The 16,247-nt window shown below is 50.9% G+C and carries 24 protein-coding genes and 1 tRNA gene; 13 read left to right on the top strand and 12 right to left on the bottom strand.

Annotation, left to right across the window (positions count from 1 at the left end; translation table 11 throughout):
- The first annotated feature begins 28 nt into the window (after positions 1-28).
- Positions 29-790 carry a hypothetical protein gene (locus tag PsAD46_RS16360; RefSeq protein WP_153040757.1) on the top strand — a complete coding sequence of 254 codons (762 nt, stop codon included), beginning with the start codon at positions 29-31 and terminating at the stop codon, positions 788-790.
- Positions 791-795: 5 nt separating this feature from the next.
- On the opposite strand, the gene PsAD46_RS16355 is transcribed toward PsAD46_RS16360, so the two are convergent.
- Positions 796-1,839, bottom strand: coding sequence for a toprim domain-containing protein (locus PsAD46_RS16355; RefSeq protein ID WP_063307365.1), 1,044 nt, complete (start codon positions 1,837-1,839; stop codon positions 796-798).
- A 92-nt stretch (positions 1,840-1,931) separates the two neighbouring features.
- Between PsAD46_RS16355 and PsAD46_RS16350 the strand changes: the two genes are divergently transcribed.
- Positions 1,932-2,597 carry a hypothetical protein gene (locus tag PsAD46_RS16350; RefSeq protein WP_153040756.1) on the top strand — a complete coding sequence of 222 codons (666 nt, stop codon included), beginning with the start codon at positions 1,932-1,934 and terminating at the stop codon, positions 2,595-2,597.
- An 11-nt stretch (positions 2,598-2,608) separates the two neighbouring features.
- Here the strand turns inward: PsAD46_RS16350 and PsAD46_RS16345 are convergent, their stop codons facing one another.
- From PsAD46_RS16345 to PsAD46_RS16325, 5 genes are all read right to left on the bottom strand, one after another.
- Positions 2,609-3,049, bottom strand: coding sequence for a hypothetical protein (locus PsAD46_RS16345; protein WP_063307363.1), 441 nt, complete (start codon positions 3,047-3,049; stop codon positions 2,609-2,611).
- Positions 3,046-3,366 (bottom strand): hypothetical protein, encoded by a 321-nt coding sequence (locus PsAD46_RS16340; protein ID WP_153040755.1) that lies wholly within the window; start codon positions 3,364-3,366, stop codon positions 3,046-3,048. Before PsAD46_RS16340 ends, PsAD46_RS16345 begins: the two co-directional genes overlap by 4 nt.
- Before the next feature lie 381 nt (positions 3,367-3,747).
- Positions 3,748-4,290, bottom strand: a complete 543-nt coding sequence (locus PsAD46_RS16335; RefSeq protein WP_063292058.1) for a hypothetical protein — start codon at positions 4,288-4,290, stop codon at positions 3,748-3,750.
- Entirely contained in the window at positions 4,290-4,616 is a 327-nt protein-coding gene (locus PsAD46_RS16330) for a hypothetical protein (protein WP_153040754.1), read from the bottom strand. Before PsAD46_RS16330 ends, PsAD46_RS16335 begins: the two co-directional genes overlap by 1 nt.
- 38 nt (positions 4,617-4,654) lie before the next feature.
- Positions 4,655-5,140, bottom strand: a complete 486-nt coding sequence (locus PsAD46_RS16325; protein ID WP_063292056.1) for a hypothetical protein — start codon at positions 5,138-5,140, stop codon at positions 4,655-4,657.
- 155 nt (positions 5,141-5,295) lie between these two features.
- Between PsAD46_RS16325 and PsAD46_RS27935 the strand changes: the two genes are divergently transcribed.
- Positions 5,296-5,538: a hypothetical protein gene (locus PsAD46_RS27935; RefSeq protein ID WP_153040753.1), complete on the top strand. Its 243-nt coding sequence runs from the start codon at positions 5,296-5,298 to the stop codon at positions 5,536-5,538.
- A gap of 62 nt (positions 5,539-5,600) precedes the next feature.
- Here the strand turns inward: PsAD46_RS27935 and PsAD46_RS16315 are convergent, their stop codons facing one another.
- Entirely contained in the window at positions 5,601-5,786 is a 186-nt protein-coding gene (locus PsAD46_RS16315; RefSeq protein WP_063307359.1) for a helix-turn-helix transcriptional regulator, read from the bottom strand.
- A 94-nt stretch (positions 5,787-5,880) separates the two neighbouring features.
- Between PsAD46_RS16315 and PsAD46_RS16310 the strand changes: the two genes are divergently transcribed.
- Positions 5,881-6,555 carry an XRE family transcriptional regulator gene (locus PsAD46_RS16310; RefSeq protein WP_063307358.1) on the top strand — a complete coding sequence of 225 codons (675 nt, stop codon included), beginning with the start codon at positions 5,881-5,883 and terminating at the stop codon, positions 6,553-6,555.
- Here PsAD46_RS16310 and PsAD46_RS16305 read toward each other — a convergent pair whose 3' ends face one another.
- From PsAD46_RS16305 to PsAD46_RS16295, 3 genes are all read right to left on the bottom strand, one after another.
- Entirely contained in the window at positions 6,556-7,296 is a 741-nt protein-coding gene (locus tag PsAD46_RS16305) for a hypothetical protein (protein ID WP_153040752.1), read from the bottom strand.
- A 195-nt stretch (positions 7,297-7,491) separates the two neighbouring features.
- Positions 7,492-7,947: a hypothetical protein gene (locus PsAD46_RS16300; protein WP_063307356.1), complete on the bottom strand. Its 456-nt coding sequence runs from the start codon at positions 7,945-7,947 to the stop codon at positions 7,492-7,494.
- 5 nt (positions 7,948-7,952) lie between these two features.
- Positions 7,953-8,807: a hypothetical protein gene (locus PsAD46_RS16295; protein WP_153040751.1), complete on the bottom strand. Its 855-nt coding sequence runs from the start codon at positions 8,805-8,807 to the stop codon at positions 7,953-7,955.
- A 136-nt stretch (positions 8,808-8,943) separates the two neighbouring features.
- Between PsAD46_RS16295 and PsAD46_RS16290 the strand changes: the two genes are divergently transcribed.
- The 9 genes from PsAD46_RS16290 to PsAD46_RS16250 all read left to right on the top strand — a co-directional run bounded on the left by PsAD46_RS16290 (position 8,944) and on the right by PsAD46_RS16250 (position 15,189).
- Complete coding sequence (locus PsAD46_RS16290; RefSeq protein WP_063307354.1) at positions 8,944-9,243, top strand: hypothetical protein; 300 nt, start codon at positions 8,944-8,946, stop codon at positions 9,241-9,243.
- A complete protein-coding gene (locus tag PsAD46_RS16285) occupies positions 9,240-9,689 on the top strand; it encodes a hypothetical protein (protein ID WP_063307353.1) in 450 nt (149 codons plus the stop codon). Before PsAD46_RS16290 ends, PsAD46_RS16285 begins: the two co-directional genes overlap by 4 nt.
- 120 nt (positions 9,690-9,809) lie before the next feature.
- Positions 9,810-9,998, top strand: coding sequence for a hypothetical protein (locus tag PsAD46_RS27930; protein ID WP_153040750.1), 189 nt, complete (start codon positions 9,810-9,812; stop codon positions 9,996-9,998).
- Position 9,999: 1 nt separating this feature from the next.
- Entirely contained in the window at positions 10,000-11,061 is a 1,062-nt protein-coding gene (locus PsAD46_RS16280) for a hypothetical protein (protein WP_063307352.1), read from the top strand.
- Between the two features lie 130 nt (positions 11,062-11,191).
- Positions 11,192-12,166 carry a PD-(D/E)XK nuclease-like domain-containing protein gene (locus PsAD46_RS16275; protein ID WP_063307351.1) on the top strand — a complete coding sequence of 325 codons (975 nt, stop codon included), beginning with the start codon at positions 11,192-11,194 and terminating at the stop codon, positions 12,164-12,166.
- The gene (gene bet / locus PsAD46_RS16270; RefSeq protein ID WP_063307350.1) at positions 12,166-13,266 is read left to right on the top strand and encodes a phage recombination protein Bet; all 1,101 of its coding nucleotides are present in this window, start codon (positions 12,166-12,168) and stop codon (positions 13,264-13,266) included. Before PsAD46_RS16275 ends, bet begins: the two co-directional genes overlap by 1 nt.
- Positions 13,266-13,661, top strand: a complete 396-nt coding sequence (locus tag PsAD46_RS16265; RefSeq protein ID WP_063292044.1) for a DUF968 domain-containing protein — start codon at positions 13,266-13,268, stop codon at positions 13,659-13,661. The genes bet and PsAD46_RS16265 overlap by 1 nt, the downstream gene beginning before the upstream one ends.
- Positions 13,658-13,969, top strand: a complete 312-nt coding sequence (locus tag PsAD46_RS16260; RefSeq protein ID WP_063307349.1) for a hypothetical protein — start codon at positions 13,658-13,660, stop codon at positions 13,967-13,969. The genes PsAD46_RS16265 and PsAD46_RS16260 overlap by 4 nt, the downstream gene beginning before the upstream one ends.
- Before the next feature lie 320 nt (positions 13,970-14,289).
- Entirely contained in the window at positions 14,290-15,189 is a 900-nt protein-coding gene (locus PsAD46_RS16250; RefSeq protein ID WP_193776954.1) for a tyrosine-type recombinase/integrase, read from the top strand.
- A 56-nt stretch (positions 15,190-15,245) separates the two neighbouring features.
- Here PsAD46_RS16250 and PsAD46_RS16245 read toward each other — a convergent pair.
- Positions 15,246-15,322, bottom strand: a tRNA-Arg gene (locus PsAD46_RS16245).
- Between the two features lie 79 nt (positions 15,323-15,401).
- Positions 15,402-15,707, bottom strand: coding sequence for an ETC complex I subunit (locus PsAD46_RS16240; RefSeq protein WP_063307429.1), 306 nt, complete (start codon positions 15,705-15,707; stop codon positions 15,402-15,404).
- Positions 15,708-16,247 lie beyond the last annotated feature (540 nt).

Raw genomic sequence — 16,247 nt, 5'->3', positions numbered from 1 at the left:
TCGGTTGTAAATTTTGTGAGTGTGATTGGTGTCGTCGTCTTTTGCCCGTTTCTCGGGACTTGTTGTTGTTTACGCTACGATCTTTTTTTTCGGAGGATTGCTCACAGCGGTATTCTTTGAATTTAATCTGCTGCGTGGAGGCTTTTGCGCTGGCATCGAAAGCGAAGCTCCATGGGCCTGCGGTAGGAGTTGGCTGAGTGCATCGAGTGGTTGGGTTGCCGCTATTGCTGCTGTAATTGCGGCGATTTATGCGGGCTCGCTCGTCAAGGTTCAGATTGAGCGAACCAAGGATCAAATCGACAAAAGTATACAGGCCAATGCTATTGCTAGACTTGAGTACACATCTAGGGGCTATAGCAGATTGCTCGCCGAGGAGAACTCTTCTCTCGAGCTCTTCGCTTTGTCGGATTTTAAGTTGATCCTCACTGAGCCACCGATTGCCAAAAAAGCGCAGGCGATCATTGCCTTGTATGAGAACACAATCCATAAACTCGAAACGCTCAATGCCGCAGAAAACAAAGTTCTTCCGATCCAAATTTTGGTTTTGCGTCACAAGCTCATTGATGAACTTAAAGCACTCCATCGCTTCAAGTACAAAGAGCCTACAGAGTTCAATGAGAATACGCTCCTGGTTGATCGATCTGTTGAAGAATCTGATTGGGCCGCAGATCATCAAGCTATCATTGATCAGGTTGACCGCTGTATCGGGGCATACTCCAAATATAAAGCGCATATAGCTGAACTGAAGGCGAAGTTCTTGGCTGTTCAAGAGACTGCATTTGAAGAATAAACCTTTCATGCAGCCATACCATAAAGTTCATTGTAAACATCCAGCCAGTCAGAGCCCGCCTCAGGCAAAGCTATGTCCAGCACTTGCAATCCGTTTTGAGTGAGGTTTTCAGCAGCTTGCAGGGCTGCCTTTTTGCCGGGGGCCAGATCCCAGCTACCATCAGGCTTTTGAAAGGCCTGATCACCGTCGCCATAGATGCGGACTCGCTCTATTTCTAAAGGTGTTTCAAAGTTGATAAGCCCCGCTGTAGACAGGCAGGACCAGCAAGGGCGCCCCGTCAGGGCGTAAACTGCAAGGGCTGTCTCAACGCCTTCAGCTATGCCGATTTCCCCGTCAGCAGCTTCCTGAAGCCGCACTGCACCCCCAGCAACCGGACCAAGACCGAGCTTTGCATTTGCGACCGGTGCTTTCCGGCCTTCTTTGGTGATGAAAATACGCCAGATCCCGGTGAGATCGCCCATGGTGTCATTAACGCGGCAAACAAGGGCGGGAAGCTTTCCTGCGTCCGGATACTTCAGGCCCGGGTGGTAACGCAAGCAATCCGGCCACTGCATTCTCGGGAGCCCACGCCCCAGCAAATATGCTTCAGCAGGAGTGCCCTCAATCGGTTTGGATTGGTCCCAGAGCTTAAGCGCGTATTCAGTGCTATCGGCTTCCTGCTGGGCTTGTTCTTCTGCTTCGCGTGCAGCTTTGGCCTTGGCCTCTTTTTTGCGCTCAGCTGCTTTGCGCTGCGCATCTTCATCCCAAGAGCCTTCTCCAAAGGGAGGTTCCTCTCCAGTCAGGATCTCACATGCCGCTTTGAAATCCACTGACATGCAATGCATCACGATGCCGATTGCATCACCGCCGCCGCCTGCTCCTCTACAGTTCCATTTCTGCTTCACTGGATTGACGCTAAAGCGATCTGTGCCACCGCAGGCCGGACAAGGCCCTGTATGTTCTTTGCCTCCCCTCTTAAGCACTGCTCCGGAGGATTGTGCGGCTTCAATTAGAGGTACGTCCAGTGCGCGTTGCTTATAGTCTTCCCATTGTTGGTCTATTGAGTTCATGCTGACCTCTCACAAAAATAGAAAGACAGAATCGGCCCCTGGTCGCTAAAAGAACTCGGTGTTCTCTCTGTATTTTTGGAATAAGTATGGTAATGCGAAAAAGAGATTTGAGTTTGTGTGCAGCAGCTTGTTTTATGGGGGCATTTATCGGGGCGCTCTGCATTATTATTGTGACTGGCGACTTTTACGATGGACCGCCACAGGTTGGGGAAACGAAGGAAGCTCTGATACGCGGTTGGGTAGTTGTTGTAATAAATGGAATAGCCGCAGCAGTGGTAGCTACTAGTTTGTGGTATACAGCACGACAAACACGAAGCGCCACACTGCAGGCGTGCCAAATGAGCCTTCAAGTCATAAACGACGATATCAATACTCTGATGATGCTGCGTCCTATTCTTTCTAGCATCAGTGTTGCGACCGAAGCGATAAGTAACGCTGCCTCCACAACAAACGCTGCGCAGTACTATGACGTGATAAAAGAGATTGATTTGAATGCCTTTAAAACGACTTATAGAATTGGCGACTCCAAAAGCAGAACAACTATTGGAGATATATTTGATGGTATTGGGGCAGTCCAGAGGGGAATAAAAGAAGAGCATTCTCTTGCGAAAATACAGTATTCTGCAAGTCAGGTATTTCCACTCGCCAATAAATATTATGAAAATCATATTTCGCGACTGCTGCCAGAATTGGAAGAAAGACAAAACAGTTTGAGAGGTCTTATTATTCAGGAGACTGAGCGGCTTAGCCGGAACTAAATCTTGCAACATCACTCTCCCTCCTCCTTCTGCTCATACAAGAAGGTCTGGCAGTGCTCGCAGTAGGTCTGGCGAAGATCTGTTGGAGCACCACAATAGAAGCGCTGATCAATGGGCGGCTCTCCGCTCCACATTGGGCGCCTGCATTGCTTGTCTGTGATATCAAGCAGAGTTGCAGGTTGGGCGTCAGGAGCTTTAAGGCGGGCCTCCAGAGTTTGCTGAAACGAGTTGCTGCCCTTTGCCCATTTGGTGGAGCCAACCGCTCCTTTGCGGCCAGTGAGCTTGCCGCCATAGCTACGGACAATGCGAGCAACACTGCCGACGGTAATGCCCGGGTGGCGAAAGGACAGCTCCTCTTGGATAGTGCGTGTCGAGCGGGTCCCATCAGCAAGGCTTTTTACTGCTGAAATTTGGTCCTGTCGGTCCAATTCTTCCCATTGTTGTGCAATCATAAAAACACCCCTTGGTCTTGAGGTTCCATGACCGGCATCAGCAGTACTTGCAGATAACCGGCAATCAAAATTCTGGTTTTCGGGGACGCCCCATCAATACCGGGGCCGCTCCAAGCAAGGCGCTGCAACTCTTCAAGGTCGAGCAAGTCCAGCGCGTTGAGGAAGTCACCCAGCCTTTGTTCCCATGCCGGGTAATTGCAGAGCAGATCGCTTACGGCCCCTATCAGGGAGCTTTTGAGTTCGATTGGTGGGTTTTCCATCTCGGAAAGCGCGTATAGAACTGCCCACGCATGTTCCCTGCCCCTCAGATTGATCATCTTCTGGATCCGCACTGCGGAATGAGTTTGTTGTGGTGAGCAAGGCCCAGTTCTTATCCGCTTGCTCGCGTGCAGAACCTCTATTCCCAGTTCCGCGCACAGGCTTTCTGCTTCCCTTGTGTCGGTTGTCGTTACCGCTGGCACGCTCCAACCTCCTCTGAAGCTCTCGTTTCTCCCGCACGAGTGTTTTGTTTGCTGATGAGGCAAGCTCGAATTGAACCATGTAATAATGAGCCCGCGCCTGCTGCAGCTTCAGATCTGTATCGATAGTGCTTCCGGGTCGATTTGCAGCAACTTGAGCACGTGATAAGCGGCTTTCAGCTGCTTCTAGTCTCTCGTTTTTATGAGACTTCCAAAGGTCCATTGCATTGCCCCGTAAAACTAATGTCTGCTGAAAAGATCTGTGGTCTGCAGTGCATAGGACGGCGACTGAATGGCACGGAAGTAATCAAGAATTCCGAGAGCTTCCGCTTCGTTGTCGTCCTTTGGTGCCCAACCTAAGAGCCTGCCTCTGCCTATTGCTTGCTGCTTAAACCAAGTCCGGCTGTCTCTGGTGCCCCTTGGTGCCTGCCCTCGCCCGAGGTAGTGCTTTCGCCAAGTCTGCATTGCAATCTTCTGATACGGGATCTGGTTCGCGACGGCTGCCATCTCACAAAGTCGATGTTGTGCGGGCTGCCATTGCTCATTGCCCCGGTTCATCTGCTTCCCGCTGATAGCTGCAAGCTCATCTTCAATCGCAAGGTGCGTAACACCAAAGCTTTCGATCTTTCCCAGCAACCAACCATAGAAAGAAAGACTTCGGCCCCCGTACCCGCCTGTTTTGTCTTTAGCCCCGCAGTCAAAAACTCCTGAGACTGGTTTGGAAAGACCGGGCTCCCAACGAGCCCAGCCAGTCTTTACGCCGAGGTCAAGCGCCAGGTACATCAGGCGGCCTCTGGCTGATCTTCATTGTCATTGGCAGCCCAGCCGAGAGCCAACTCCATCTGATCAACCAGTTCGGCTTCGTCTTGATCCATATTGGACACAACAGCCTCAACCTGATCCATCAACTTTTTACGCTTCAGCACTGCATTGAGTTCCTTGGTCGGAACCCCCTTGTCACGGGCGTCCTGCTTGATCTCCTTGATCTTCTCGCGATTGGTTGCGCACTTGGACATGTACGAACCTTTGTCGCTCTCAATGACGGTTTCAACTTCAAGGATTTCTTTGACAGCCGTGGACAGGGCTTCTTTATCGACTTGATTGCTCATGTGCTGCATCTCCTGCGGGTTGCTGGTGGTGGTCTGGTTCATTCCGCAGCCATCTGGTGTTGGCTGGCGTTGTAGCTCGCGTCGTAGTTGCGCATCAGTTCCTTGATCTGCTCAAAGCTCTTCTTGATGCGCTCGTGTTCTTTGGGGGAAATTTCGCCGTCTTCTGCGGCCTGCACGATCTCTTTCATGCTGTCGCAATGCACTGGCACAACATTCATTGCCGCGGCTGCCGGGTCCAGTTTGGCAACCCCTTCAGCCTTCTTACGCACCTCATAGCCGCAAGACTCGAGGTGGGCTTTTGTCAGGCTTGGTGCCAAGCCAATGGCAGCCATTTCGCGCTCAAGATAGAGAGTGTCTTTGAGGGTCAGGCTGCGCGCTTCATTGACTTGGTAGGCTTTGCGGATGGTGGCTGAGGAATGCCCCAGCACTTCAGCCGAGCTCTCAACGCCAAACGCTGTCACGAGGTTCTTAATCTGCGTACAAATCCAATTGTTGAACTGGTCAGATGTTCTCGGTGCGTTCATGGAGCGCTTTCCTGTATTTTGCCCCCATGACACAACCGGAGATAGAGGCTAACTTTACGTTGTTCCAAACGGCAGGAGGCCACCAAGTGAGGCACTACTTCCAAGAGAGGCCTCCTGCCACATCACACCGGCTCAAATTGCGAGGAGCTACCAGCGTGAATACAGAGAATGAAGTTGAGCAGATGCTTTCTGACCTGAAGGACAAAAGCCCTGCTGGAATAAGTGGATCATTAGAGGACAGAATTACTTTCCTTGAGGCTCTAATGATTTCGACATTGCAGGAAATGGATGCCGATAAAGCAGAGGAGATCATCAGATTGTCACCTCACAAGACCGGAAACCTTCCCTCTTACTATGATATTCAGGCGGACTACTACAAAGCTGTGCTGGGTAAATAGTCCCGGGTCCCGAGGGCAGCTGGCTGGGAGGAAAGGCCAGCCGCCCTCGCTAGGCACAAGGCCTAGGCCGCTTGGGGAAGGTTTTCTTGAGCTTTAAGAATGTACAGAAGTCGTTTGATTGGGCCTGGAACTTCTTGCCCCAGCTCGATCCGAGCAACTGTTGGCTGCTTAACACCAAGGTAGTCGGCAAGCTCATATTGAGACCACCCCAGCCCAACGCGCAGATCTTTCACCGACTGATTATCCATGGGTTCCATCCTGTTTCAACATAATCATAAAATACAAAACGGATTTATCGGTGTCAATACCAAATGTATTTAGTAAAGGGGCATATTGTATGCCATGACACAGGAACTCAAAGACAGATTGAAATCTGCGCGTGAAAAGGCAGGTTTTTCTAGTGCCGCAGATGCAGCTGAGGCTCTGGGAATCAAAACGCCCACGTACACCCATCACGAGAACGGGACGCGGAAGCCAAAGTCCAATGCCATTGAACGTTACGCTCGTTTCTTTGGTGTAGATGCAACGTGGTTGTTTTTTGGAAAAGGCGAAGGCGCACGCGCTCAACAAGAAAGCCGCCCACTTATCGACAAGCAGCGCGTTAAGAGCCTACTGCAACCCTTCACAGTCCCTGTATTCGGCTCACTTTCAGGTGGAAACGAGGATTACCTTGAAGCCACTGGGGAGTATCTCGACCACATCCCCGCCCCTAGATCCTTAATGGACGTAGCTGGAGCTTACGCGCTATACATGCCTGGAAATACCATGGAGCCACGCTACCTTGAGGGTGAAGCCCTATTTGTGAACCCTAAGAAACTTCCAAGAGCTGGTGAATACGCAGCCATCCAGCACGTGAAGGACACGGGCGCAGAAGAGCATTTGGTGATTCAAGTAGGCCGCTATGAAGGCATAGAAAAAGGGAAAAGGGTATTCTCACGACATAACGGCGAGAACCTTAAGATCCCCGCCGAGAAAATGAGAGCTATGCAGAAGGTTATTGCAACAGGAGAGTGGTGATTAATCCGTCCCAGTCAATCCAAGTAAGCTAGGCTGAGGCATGCGTCCTTTCTTCATAGGGAGCTGATTGTCGTTATAAAGCTGGTGCAGCAGCTTTTGGCCTTCCGATGTGGCGATTACTTTAATAGTCGCCTTCGCGCCAACTGTAATCCGCTCCTTGAAGAGATGGGTATGGTTGCGATTAACCTTCCATTCGTCACTTTCTTTGTGCAAATACCCTAAAGAACACAACACCTTTTGGACTTTCTGAATATTCACTCCAGGCAGCGTCCTAACGACAGAACGAACCGATCTTTCAGCCTCTACCGCTCGCTCCCCTACAGCCGCAGCAGGTCGAAGATTATCATTTTCAATCTTAAGTTCGAGCAGTTGCTCCTGCTGAGTGACTGCCAACTTCAGGGCTTCAAGCAAATTGCCCGGAGCCTTTGCTTGATCGCCTACCTGCAATTCCTTCAGTTTCTCAAGGACATTGCGGCGAACAGCTTTGGACTCGCGCATCCCTACGATGATCATCTGATCGAAGGTTAGGTCGTAATAGCGAATTGCTTTATGGTTCTGGGGGTGCCGAAAAATTTTCGTATCCCCCAAATCATCTAGCTCATCCTCAACCCGCCTAAGGAAATGAGAATTCTCCACTTTACTCTCATTAGCCACTTCCCGAGCAGGATTAATCACACCATTGAGGAAGTCCAGGCTGGACATAGTACGCAGTTCATTGTCTTGAAAAATCAGATCGTTCAAAGAAGTCTCCATAGAGCGGCCCCAAGGGGAGCGTTTTAACTTGTATGAAATTCTTGCTTCTTCTTGATTTTGGCAGCTGGGATTATTTTTCTTTTTTGGGGGAGCCTTCAATAGCACACTTCATGAGAGCAAAAAAAGAGGCATGCACCGTCAAACTCCTCTCCCTCACAGATTTCGTCGGCAACACACCCAACCCTACTTATGCTCAATCGCCTCAAGTAATCGCTGCTCAGCCATTAATAGCTCCTCCGCCGCCTCCGCCCTGCTGTAAACCTCGGAGGGTACAGGCGCAAATCGACACTCTTTCAGACATGAATACATAGCCTGCTGTATCGCACCTACGGAAAACTGCTCCAGTGCTAACAACTCGCAAATGCTTCTGATATTTTCCTCAGCAACCTCAGGTGTATTGCTTGAGAAGTTGGAATAGATTCTTTGCACAGCTGCCAGAATATCGCCAGAATTTGCTTGCGCGAACAAGGCGCCTGAGCAGGCCAGTATGTCTCTTGCGGATTGACTGAGCGCAACTCGATCGACAACTTCACCGCCACGCTCCGCGGCCAGCGTAGCCCGTACATCAGAGAGCTTTTGCGTGTATTTCTGTTTAACCTTCACGAGGCAATTGCTCCTTACAACAGTAATCGCAGACATTGAAATTATCCCTTCATACCCATGGCTCTGTCGAATAGTTCAGCGCCGGAATAGCGCTTGCTGCTTTGAGTTTGAGATTGTCTAGCAGGCCCGAAATACTTCCCCTCCAGGATTTGCGTGAACTTGTCTTTTTTGCATATGAAGTCGAAATCCATCCGCCAGCCATTATCGTTGCACCCAAGAAGGTGTGGCGATTTCCCTACAGCACTCAGCACATCGGAAAAGCTCTTGCCTTCCGGTAGCTCTCGCAATGCTCTGGCTAATGCGCTGCGCCGTTTCGGCGTGAGGCTGGATGGCTTAGGTAACTTAACGCCGCTCTCGCTGACGGTCTCGTTGTAGTCAGCTACGGCCGCCGAATATTCATCGAAGGCGACTTGAACAACATCCGGCGCATCAGTGATGAAGGAATCTACGTCAGTAGATTCTGCATGGTTATCTTGTTTATTTGTTAGATTGTTCTTCTTTGTTGCGGCTTCAGTCTCATCGCTGTCGCGCTCCTGTAGCGCTCCTTGTCGCATCTCTGTCGCAGAGATAGCTTCTACAATCTGATATTTTGAATAATTACAGATAGTTATGATGTTACCGCCTGCCGCAGCTTCGATGGTGATAAGGTTCCATTTCTGCCACTTATCGAGTAGGCGCTTTGTCTTATCCTTAGTAACCCCCCATTTTTCAGCTAAAAATCTCAGCGAAAAGCATAGCTGCCCCTCTTCCAGCTCAATCTTATTTCCCGCTCGATCAATCGCCTTTTTCCGCCACGCCGCATTAGCAATTAACCAGCCCCAGCACCCCCACTCCAACGGCCCCTTAAGTGCTTCATGCTCATACAAAGCACGTTCCATCCTGATCCAACCCGACATTGAGCCCCCGTAGCCATCTTGCGTTTCGAATAACAAAATTCTCAATATCAATACATTTTGTATTTGACAATGTAAATCCATTTTGTATTATTCACAACATCAAATGAATTGAACCACTCACTGAACGAGATTCTTGATGGACTTCGAAACGGACATTCAGGCGACCTTGGATCTGACCTCCAACGGCTTTCTTTATGCAGAGCAGGTGATTGAAGCGAAGATCAATTGCGCGCTTGATGATGACGGTGAAGGCTTCGTTATTCAGGAGATCAGAGTTGAGGAAGCTGGCTCTGACCGTGAGAAGCGCCTTGATGCCAAGAGCGAAGGTGAAGAGCGCATTTTGTGGCTCATGCTTTCCGCAGTTGTTTACGGCTGTGAGCACATCTCCGAACAGTTTTGGGACGCCTACAACAGTGAAATGAGGATGGCAGCATGAAACACTATGTGTTCCCCTTTGAGCTTGTCGCCATGTCGGCCTGCTCTACCAACCGTGCAAAGTTCGGCGAGCTTTTGATCCTAGCTGAGTTCGACAAGATCTATGAAGACCAAGAGCTTGAAGCGCGTATCTTCCTGCCTTGCTTCGAGATCTCGGATCTCGATTACTCCCTGTTCCCTGCCAGCCATCGACGGATTGACCGTAAGGGACGCCGTTACATTGAACTAGATCTGAAGGACTCTGGCCTTTCTGAGATGGCATTTGCAATCATGGAAGCGCTTCAAGAGCACATTGAAACCCTACGCGAATGGGCAAAGCAGGACGGCTCCTTGCTGGTGCATGATCCTGAGCTTGATGACTACAGACCTCTCCGGGAGTTTGACAAGGCGGTGTCGGTCATCGATCTGCGAGCCTATCTGGACAGCAACTTTGCTGCGGCTGCGTAACAGCCGCAGCTGATTTTAGCCCTTAAAGGGCGAACTCACTCACAACCAATCACCTTCCAACTGCGGCGCTTATCGCTCCGCAGAACGCCACAACTTTGCTTTGTGAAAGGAGGAAGTGCCTTGGAAACCATGACCCATGGGGACTGTCTGCGGTGGGCTCAGAAGTACCGCGATATGTGCCTCACTCATCAAGAAATTCATGAGCAAACCGGGAGTACCGGCTCTTTGAGTTTCGCTCGGCAGTATGAGCGCCTCGCCAAGCACTGGCAGGCAAAAGCTGACAGCTTTGAACAGAAGGAAGCAGCCTGACATGAATGCAGTGACCGAAACCAAAGAATGCAAGCCGCTTGATCTTGCCACGTTGCGGGCAAACCCAGAGCTTTACTTTGAAGACGAAACAGTAACGTTGGAGCGCCTTAAGCAGGCTGTCGAAGCTGAGAACGATAGCTTCAATTACGATCTGTCAAAGGACAAATCCCGCAAAGAGATTATCTCTTTTTCCCGGCAGTGCTCCACTTTAAAGACTGCGGTTGATGCCGCTGGTAAAGAGCGAGTTGCCGTAATCAAAGAGAAAGCCAATGCGGTTGATACCCGCCGCAAGGCTATGCGTGAGTATCTGGACGAGCAACGTGATGCCCGTAGAAAGCCTCTCACAGATTGGGAGGAACAGGAAGAAGCACGTATTGCCTCCCACCGCGCCATTATCGAAGACATGATCCAGAGCGGCTATGTCGGGTTCAACGAAAGCCCTGAAAGCATTCAGCAGCGTATCGATAAGATTGCAGCTGTCGATGTTTCAGAAGCTGCCTTGCAGGAGTTTGCAGAAAATGCAGCCTCGAAGAAAGCTGCCATTCTTCAAAGCCTCAACACTCATTTGCAACAAGCACGGCACAACGAAGAACAAGCACTCAAACTTCAACAGCTTGAAGCCGAAAAAGCTGAGCAAGAACAGCTAGCTGTTGAAGAGCGTGAAAAACGTGAAGTCGAAGATGCTATGCGTCGCGAAGAAGAAGAGCAGCGCCTAACCGCTGAGCGTGAGAAAGCCGAAGCAGAACGCATCGAACGGGAAAAAGCTGAGGCAGCAACGAAGGCAGCTGAGGATGCTAAACGCGAAGCTGAAGAAAATGCCAAGCGCGAGCGAGAGCAGCTGCTTAAGCAACAGGAAGAAGCAGCTGCCAAGCGCAAAGCGGACGAAGAGGCAAAACGCCAGGCCGAAGAAGCTCGTGCGGCTAACCTAAAACATCGCGAGGCGCTTAATCAGGAAGCCCAAAAAGCAATCATGGCTGCTGGTAAAATTGGTGACGAACGCGCCAGCAAAATAGTTCAGGCCATCGCGGCAGGCTCCGTTCCCCACGTTTCAATCAAATACTGAGGCACCATGGAAAACTTTGGGTTTTGGGCAGCTGTGTCTGCCCTCTTCAAGTGGGGTGCGATCTACCTGATCTTCCTCGCATCCATCCCAACCATTGATCGCTTTATCACACACTTAGCAGGGTAATCTTATGGACAAAATACATTGGGATACCTTCAAAATTTGTGAACCCGGTCTTTATGCTGGGCTCCCAATCGAAGCCTACCATTCTGACATTTGCATAGGCCCATCAGTCAGCTCCAGTGGTTTACGGACCATGCTCAAGTTGAGCCCTGCCGAATACTGGTCAGAAAGCTCGCTCAATCCGCAGCGCGAAGTGTCAGAGGACAAACAGTCCTATCGCGTCGGGCAATGTGCCCACACCTTGTTTCTTGGCGAGGGTAAATTCAAAGATCAGTTCGCTGTTCAGCCAGAAACCTATGACGATGCGAAGACCGGGGAAGAAAAGCCTTGGAATGGTAACGCGCATGTCTGCAAGGGATGGATTGCGGAGCAAGAAAAGGCAGGAAGACGCATCCTGAAGCCCATGGACTGGTACAACGTTCAAGGCATGGCGGGAGTTCATCCTTGGCAGGACTGCTGCCCGAACTCCGGCATCAAGAACAACGATGAAGTACGCCTTGGCGCGCTTGATGGTGCCATTGAGCGGTCGATGTTCTGGCAGGACCCCTCAACCGGCATTTGGCTAAAATCCCGCCCTGACCTACTCCCATTTGGTTGGAACCAAGCTTCGGACCTCAAAACGACAAAAGACATTCGACGGACCGACACCGCCATTGCAGAGTTCGGCTACGACATTCAAGGCGCTCTGGTCGACCTAGGGCTGCAAACACTTTTCGGAACAAGCCTTGAGGCGTTTGATTTTGTCTTTGTGCAAACCAAGCGCCCATGGCCGGTTCGAGTGGTGTCGCTAACGCCAGACCAGCTGTCACGCGGCCATCAACAATTGCGTAAGGGGCTTGAAGTCTTCGCTAGCTGCCTGCGCTCCGGCCAATGGCCTGCTGAAACCTTTGAAGCAAAGGTTTGGACCCCACCAAAATGGCACGAGACGCGCGTTGATGAACTTCTCGCTGCAAACGACACCCAAAGAACGGAGGCCGCGTAATGTCTAAGCAACTCGCACCTACCAGACAAAACAGCATCACAACATCTATGGCCGAGCGCTATGGCATGGAACCGCAAGCATTCGAGCAAACGCTTCGCAACACAATCATGAAACCTGAGAAGAACAAAGAACCCCCTTCTCAAGAAGAATTCGCAGCCTTTCTGGTCGTTGCCCATGAGTACAATCTGAACCCACTTACCAAGGAGATTTATGCTTTCCCTGCAAAGGGTGGCGGTGTTGCTCCGATTGTCTCCGTCGATGGGTGGGCCAACCTCATCAACTCCAATCCGCAGTTCGACGGCATGGAGTTTCAAGACGAGCTGGACGACAACGGCGCAGTCATTGCGATCACATGCCGGATGTTCCGCAAGGACCGAACACGCGCTATCTCAGCGACCGAATACATGGAGGAGTGCAAGCGCGGCACAGACCCTTGGAGGCAATGGCCGCGGCGTATGCTGCGCCACAAAGCAATGATCCAAGCAGCGCGCTATGCATTCGGCTTCTCAGGGATCTATGAGGCGGATGAGGTAGAGCGTGCTTTCGATGCCCCTGAGCGCAAATCGAGCGGACTTGCGCAACGATTAGAGGTGCGACGTGCTAGCCCTCTAGCAGGCCCTCAGGAAGGCTACAACGTTGCAGCTGAAACAATAGAGGGCGAAATCCTCGCCGCTACTGATGAAACCCAAGCGGAGTACATTGCAGATGCACATCAGCAACAAACTGAAGGGGGAGAAGCTCAGCGACAGACTGGTAAAGCGCCGCAGTATTCAGATTTGGGCCGGTCACAGGAAGATAATGAAGAAATGGAAGGTACGCGCCAGCAGGAACAAGGGATTAGCGACAATCCACTCTCTCAAGGCGCAACTGCGATCTGGTCACAACTAGACCCTGAAGCCCGCAAGTCTCTGGATGAAGACTCCAAAGCCATACTCAAGCTTTTGATGGAAGATCTTGCCAAGGTTGGCAATCCCAAAGCAGCAAAGAACGCCCTCACAGGCCACCAGAAGAGCATTCGCGCAATTGGGGAGCAATCCTTCAGTGAGCTTTGTCAGGCAGCTGTGACGGTTCGCTGCGCCCAGCTTGACGGGGGTAAGTGATGGGCTTCCGTTTACGCCGCCCCAACACTGCTTTCTCCCTCGACCCTTCAGGGAAGGAACACGCGCGCAAAAAGGATGAAGGCCACCTGGCCTTTGTCCGCAAGCTCCCCTGCCTCATCACAGGCCGGTATGGCGTTGACCCCTGTCACGTTCGCTATGGCGACCCACTCTACAAAAAGCCGCGGACAGGCAAAGCCACTAAGCCTGATGATTGCTGGGTCGTTCCCATGATCAGGAAAAAGCATGACGAGCAGCACGGCCAAAATGAGCATGAGTTCTGGCGAGCACAAGGCATCGACCCGCTCGCTGTCGCAAGAGATCTCTACGCGATCTCAGGCGATGAAGAAGCAGCAAAGCGCATCTTGACCGTAGCAAGAGTGAGGAAAGCCGCATGAAACACACTGAAGAAAAACTGCAGGCCCTCTGGGATAAAGCCTGCTTAGCAAACCAAGAGCTAGCTGCCTTCTGCACGCTTCATAAGATTGACGGAGATGCCTTCGGAAAGCCTGAGGGCATGGCTCACGCGGTCGCAGCAACCAACTACGACAGGGCGATGTTTGACGAGCTTGCAGACCTCTACAACACAGCAGCTTGGTCTGCTCGTAAGTACTGCCATGCGGTAGGTGAAAACAAAAAGCAGGATCGTGCTTGGGCGAAAAAACAGCTCAACAAGAACCCTGCTGACTTGGTGGAGGCAGCATAGCGGAGGACTGATGCTTTGAGGACTAAATCACCATTCAAGCAGAATGATATCGCCAGAGCTATAAAAGGGGCTGAAAAAGGTGGCCTTTCCGTCCGCAGCGTCGAAATCAAAGCAGATGGAACAATACGCCTAAGTTCCGAAGTGGCCACTAGCGACAACGACAACAAGGAACCACCCAAGGTTAGCTCAATATGAGACAGAAGAGAAAGCGCCTCCCGTACATTCTGCGGGAGGTTGGGCGTGGGAAGGTCTTTTGGTACTTCAGGCGCGGGAAAGGCCCTAGAAGCCGCCTCCCCGGCGAGTATGGCTCAGAGGAGTTCATGGAAGCCTATACAGCCGCTCTCAATGGCGCCGATGCTCCTCCGAAGAAGAAACGCGAAGAGAACACCCTTGGTTGGCTGATCGACCAGTATCTCTCTAGCCCCGAGTTCTCCTCCTTGAAGGAGAGCACTCAAGCCGTAAAGACAAGCTTCCTAAACAACATCGCAAAAGAAAGCGGACATCATCCACTTGAGGCGATTGATGCTTCAACGATCCAAGGTGGGAGAGATAAGCGTGCAAGCACGCCTGGGGCGGCGAATAACTTTCTGAAGCACATGTCAGCAATGTACAAGTGGGCGATCAGCGACAAGAACATACCCATCACCAAGAACCCTACCCGCGACGTACCGCGCCTAAGAAATAAATCAGACGGCCATCACACGTGGACGCCTGAGGAAGTTGAGCAGTACAGGAACCGCTGGCCGCTTGGGACACGCGAACGCCTTGCACTTGAAGTGCTGGCTTTTACCGGGCTTCGACGCGGGGATGTTTGCAGAGTAGGTCCTGCCCATGTCAAGGACGGGGTAATAAGCTTCTCAACGGAAAAAGGAGAAGTGGAAATACATCTGCCGATCTTGGCGCCCCTTCAGGAGGCGATTGACGCAACACCACATGGTGTCAGCTACATCGGCAAAGAAGACCAGACGCCATACACGAAGGAATCGTTCGGGAATTGGTTTAGGGAGTGCTGCGTTGCAGCTGGAGTACCCGGTCGTGCTCATGGAATGAGAAAAGCCGCTGCAACACTTGCTGCAGAAAACGGAGCTACCGATTCTCAACTAAAAGCGATCTTTGGCTGGACGACAGATGATATGCCGTCGCTCTATACGCGCAAAGCCAATCGCAAAAAAATGGCAGAGGAAGCCATCAAAACATTGCAACGAACCCCTAACACCTAACTTGTTAGGGGTTTTTGAGGTAATTTTCTAAGCAATATCAGGATGTTAGAAAAGAGTGGCGATCCCTGCAGGATTCGAACCTGCGACCGTCGGCTTAGAAGGCCGGTGCTCTATCCAGCTGAGCTAAGGGACCGCTTTTGCAAGGGCGAGTGGATCGCCCGTTGCGTGGGATGTTTCATAAGGCCGTTAGAGAATAATCTCAATGCTGAAACTTAATGTGTCCACGGAGATAATCTGTCAAAACGGAAATTATCTGAATAGGATGCGCGGCGGTGCTTGCGTTTGCTCTCTTCATCAACACGGTATGCAACATTGTTGCGTGTTGCGTAGGCAACCGCTTCTTCCTTGGTCGGGAACTTCAGCTTTACCTGCTGCTTCATATCACCTGATGACGTATAGCCCATCAGCGGATCAATGGTTTTTGGGGACTGTGGATCGAACTCCAGCACCCAGTTGTTGGTTTTGGCTGTTCCGGACTGCATTGCAGTTTTGGCTGGATTGTAAATGCGAGCTACCATGTAACCTCTCTTTTTCGCATTGGATTCGGAAACACACTCTCCAACGCGATATACCAGTTTTCCTGTTTCTTCTCCAATTATGCCATTGGTGTCAATGCACTTGGTCAAGCTATACCGATTTCTCTTAGTAAATAGCTATAGATGCACTCATTGCGGCCTTAAGTGCAATAATTGCGCTAACCGGTGCAATAATTGCGGTTTTATTTCCAGTATTACCGGACTTGACGTTGGGCGATTTTTAATTAAGAAATTGCGAAGCTTTCGTGATATTTCTGTGACTAGTTACTTCTCCAAAGTTTATAGGTAATTTTAACTTGAAATATACCGGAGACAAAACTAGTTTGCGCGCGAACTGAGCGTTCACTGGAAATAAAAGCGCTTGAAGGTAGCTTTAATACACAAAGTTCCTCGAGTGCTTTTCTGGTGCCCGCTCATTTGAGGGCAACACTGCCACATTCAATGATGTGCGCTCGCCTGCCTTTGTCCTGTGATGAAGGGTGGGTGCAAAATTGTAGTCAGGTGTTATGCCTGCTGCCAGGT

Source organism: Pseudovibrio sp. Ad46, from assembly GCF_001623065.1.
In the GTDB taxonomy this organism is placed as follows: domain Bacteria; phylum Pseudomonadota; class Alphaproteobacteria; order Rhizobiales; family Stappiaceae; genus Pseudovibrio.
Note: the sequence above shows the minus strand (reverse complement) of the source record. Positions and strands in the feature narration are given on the sequence as shown.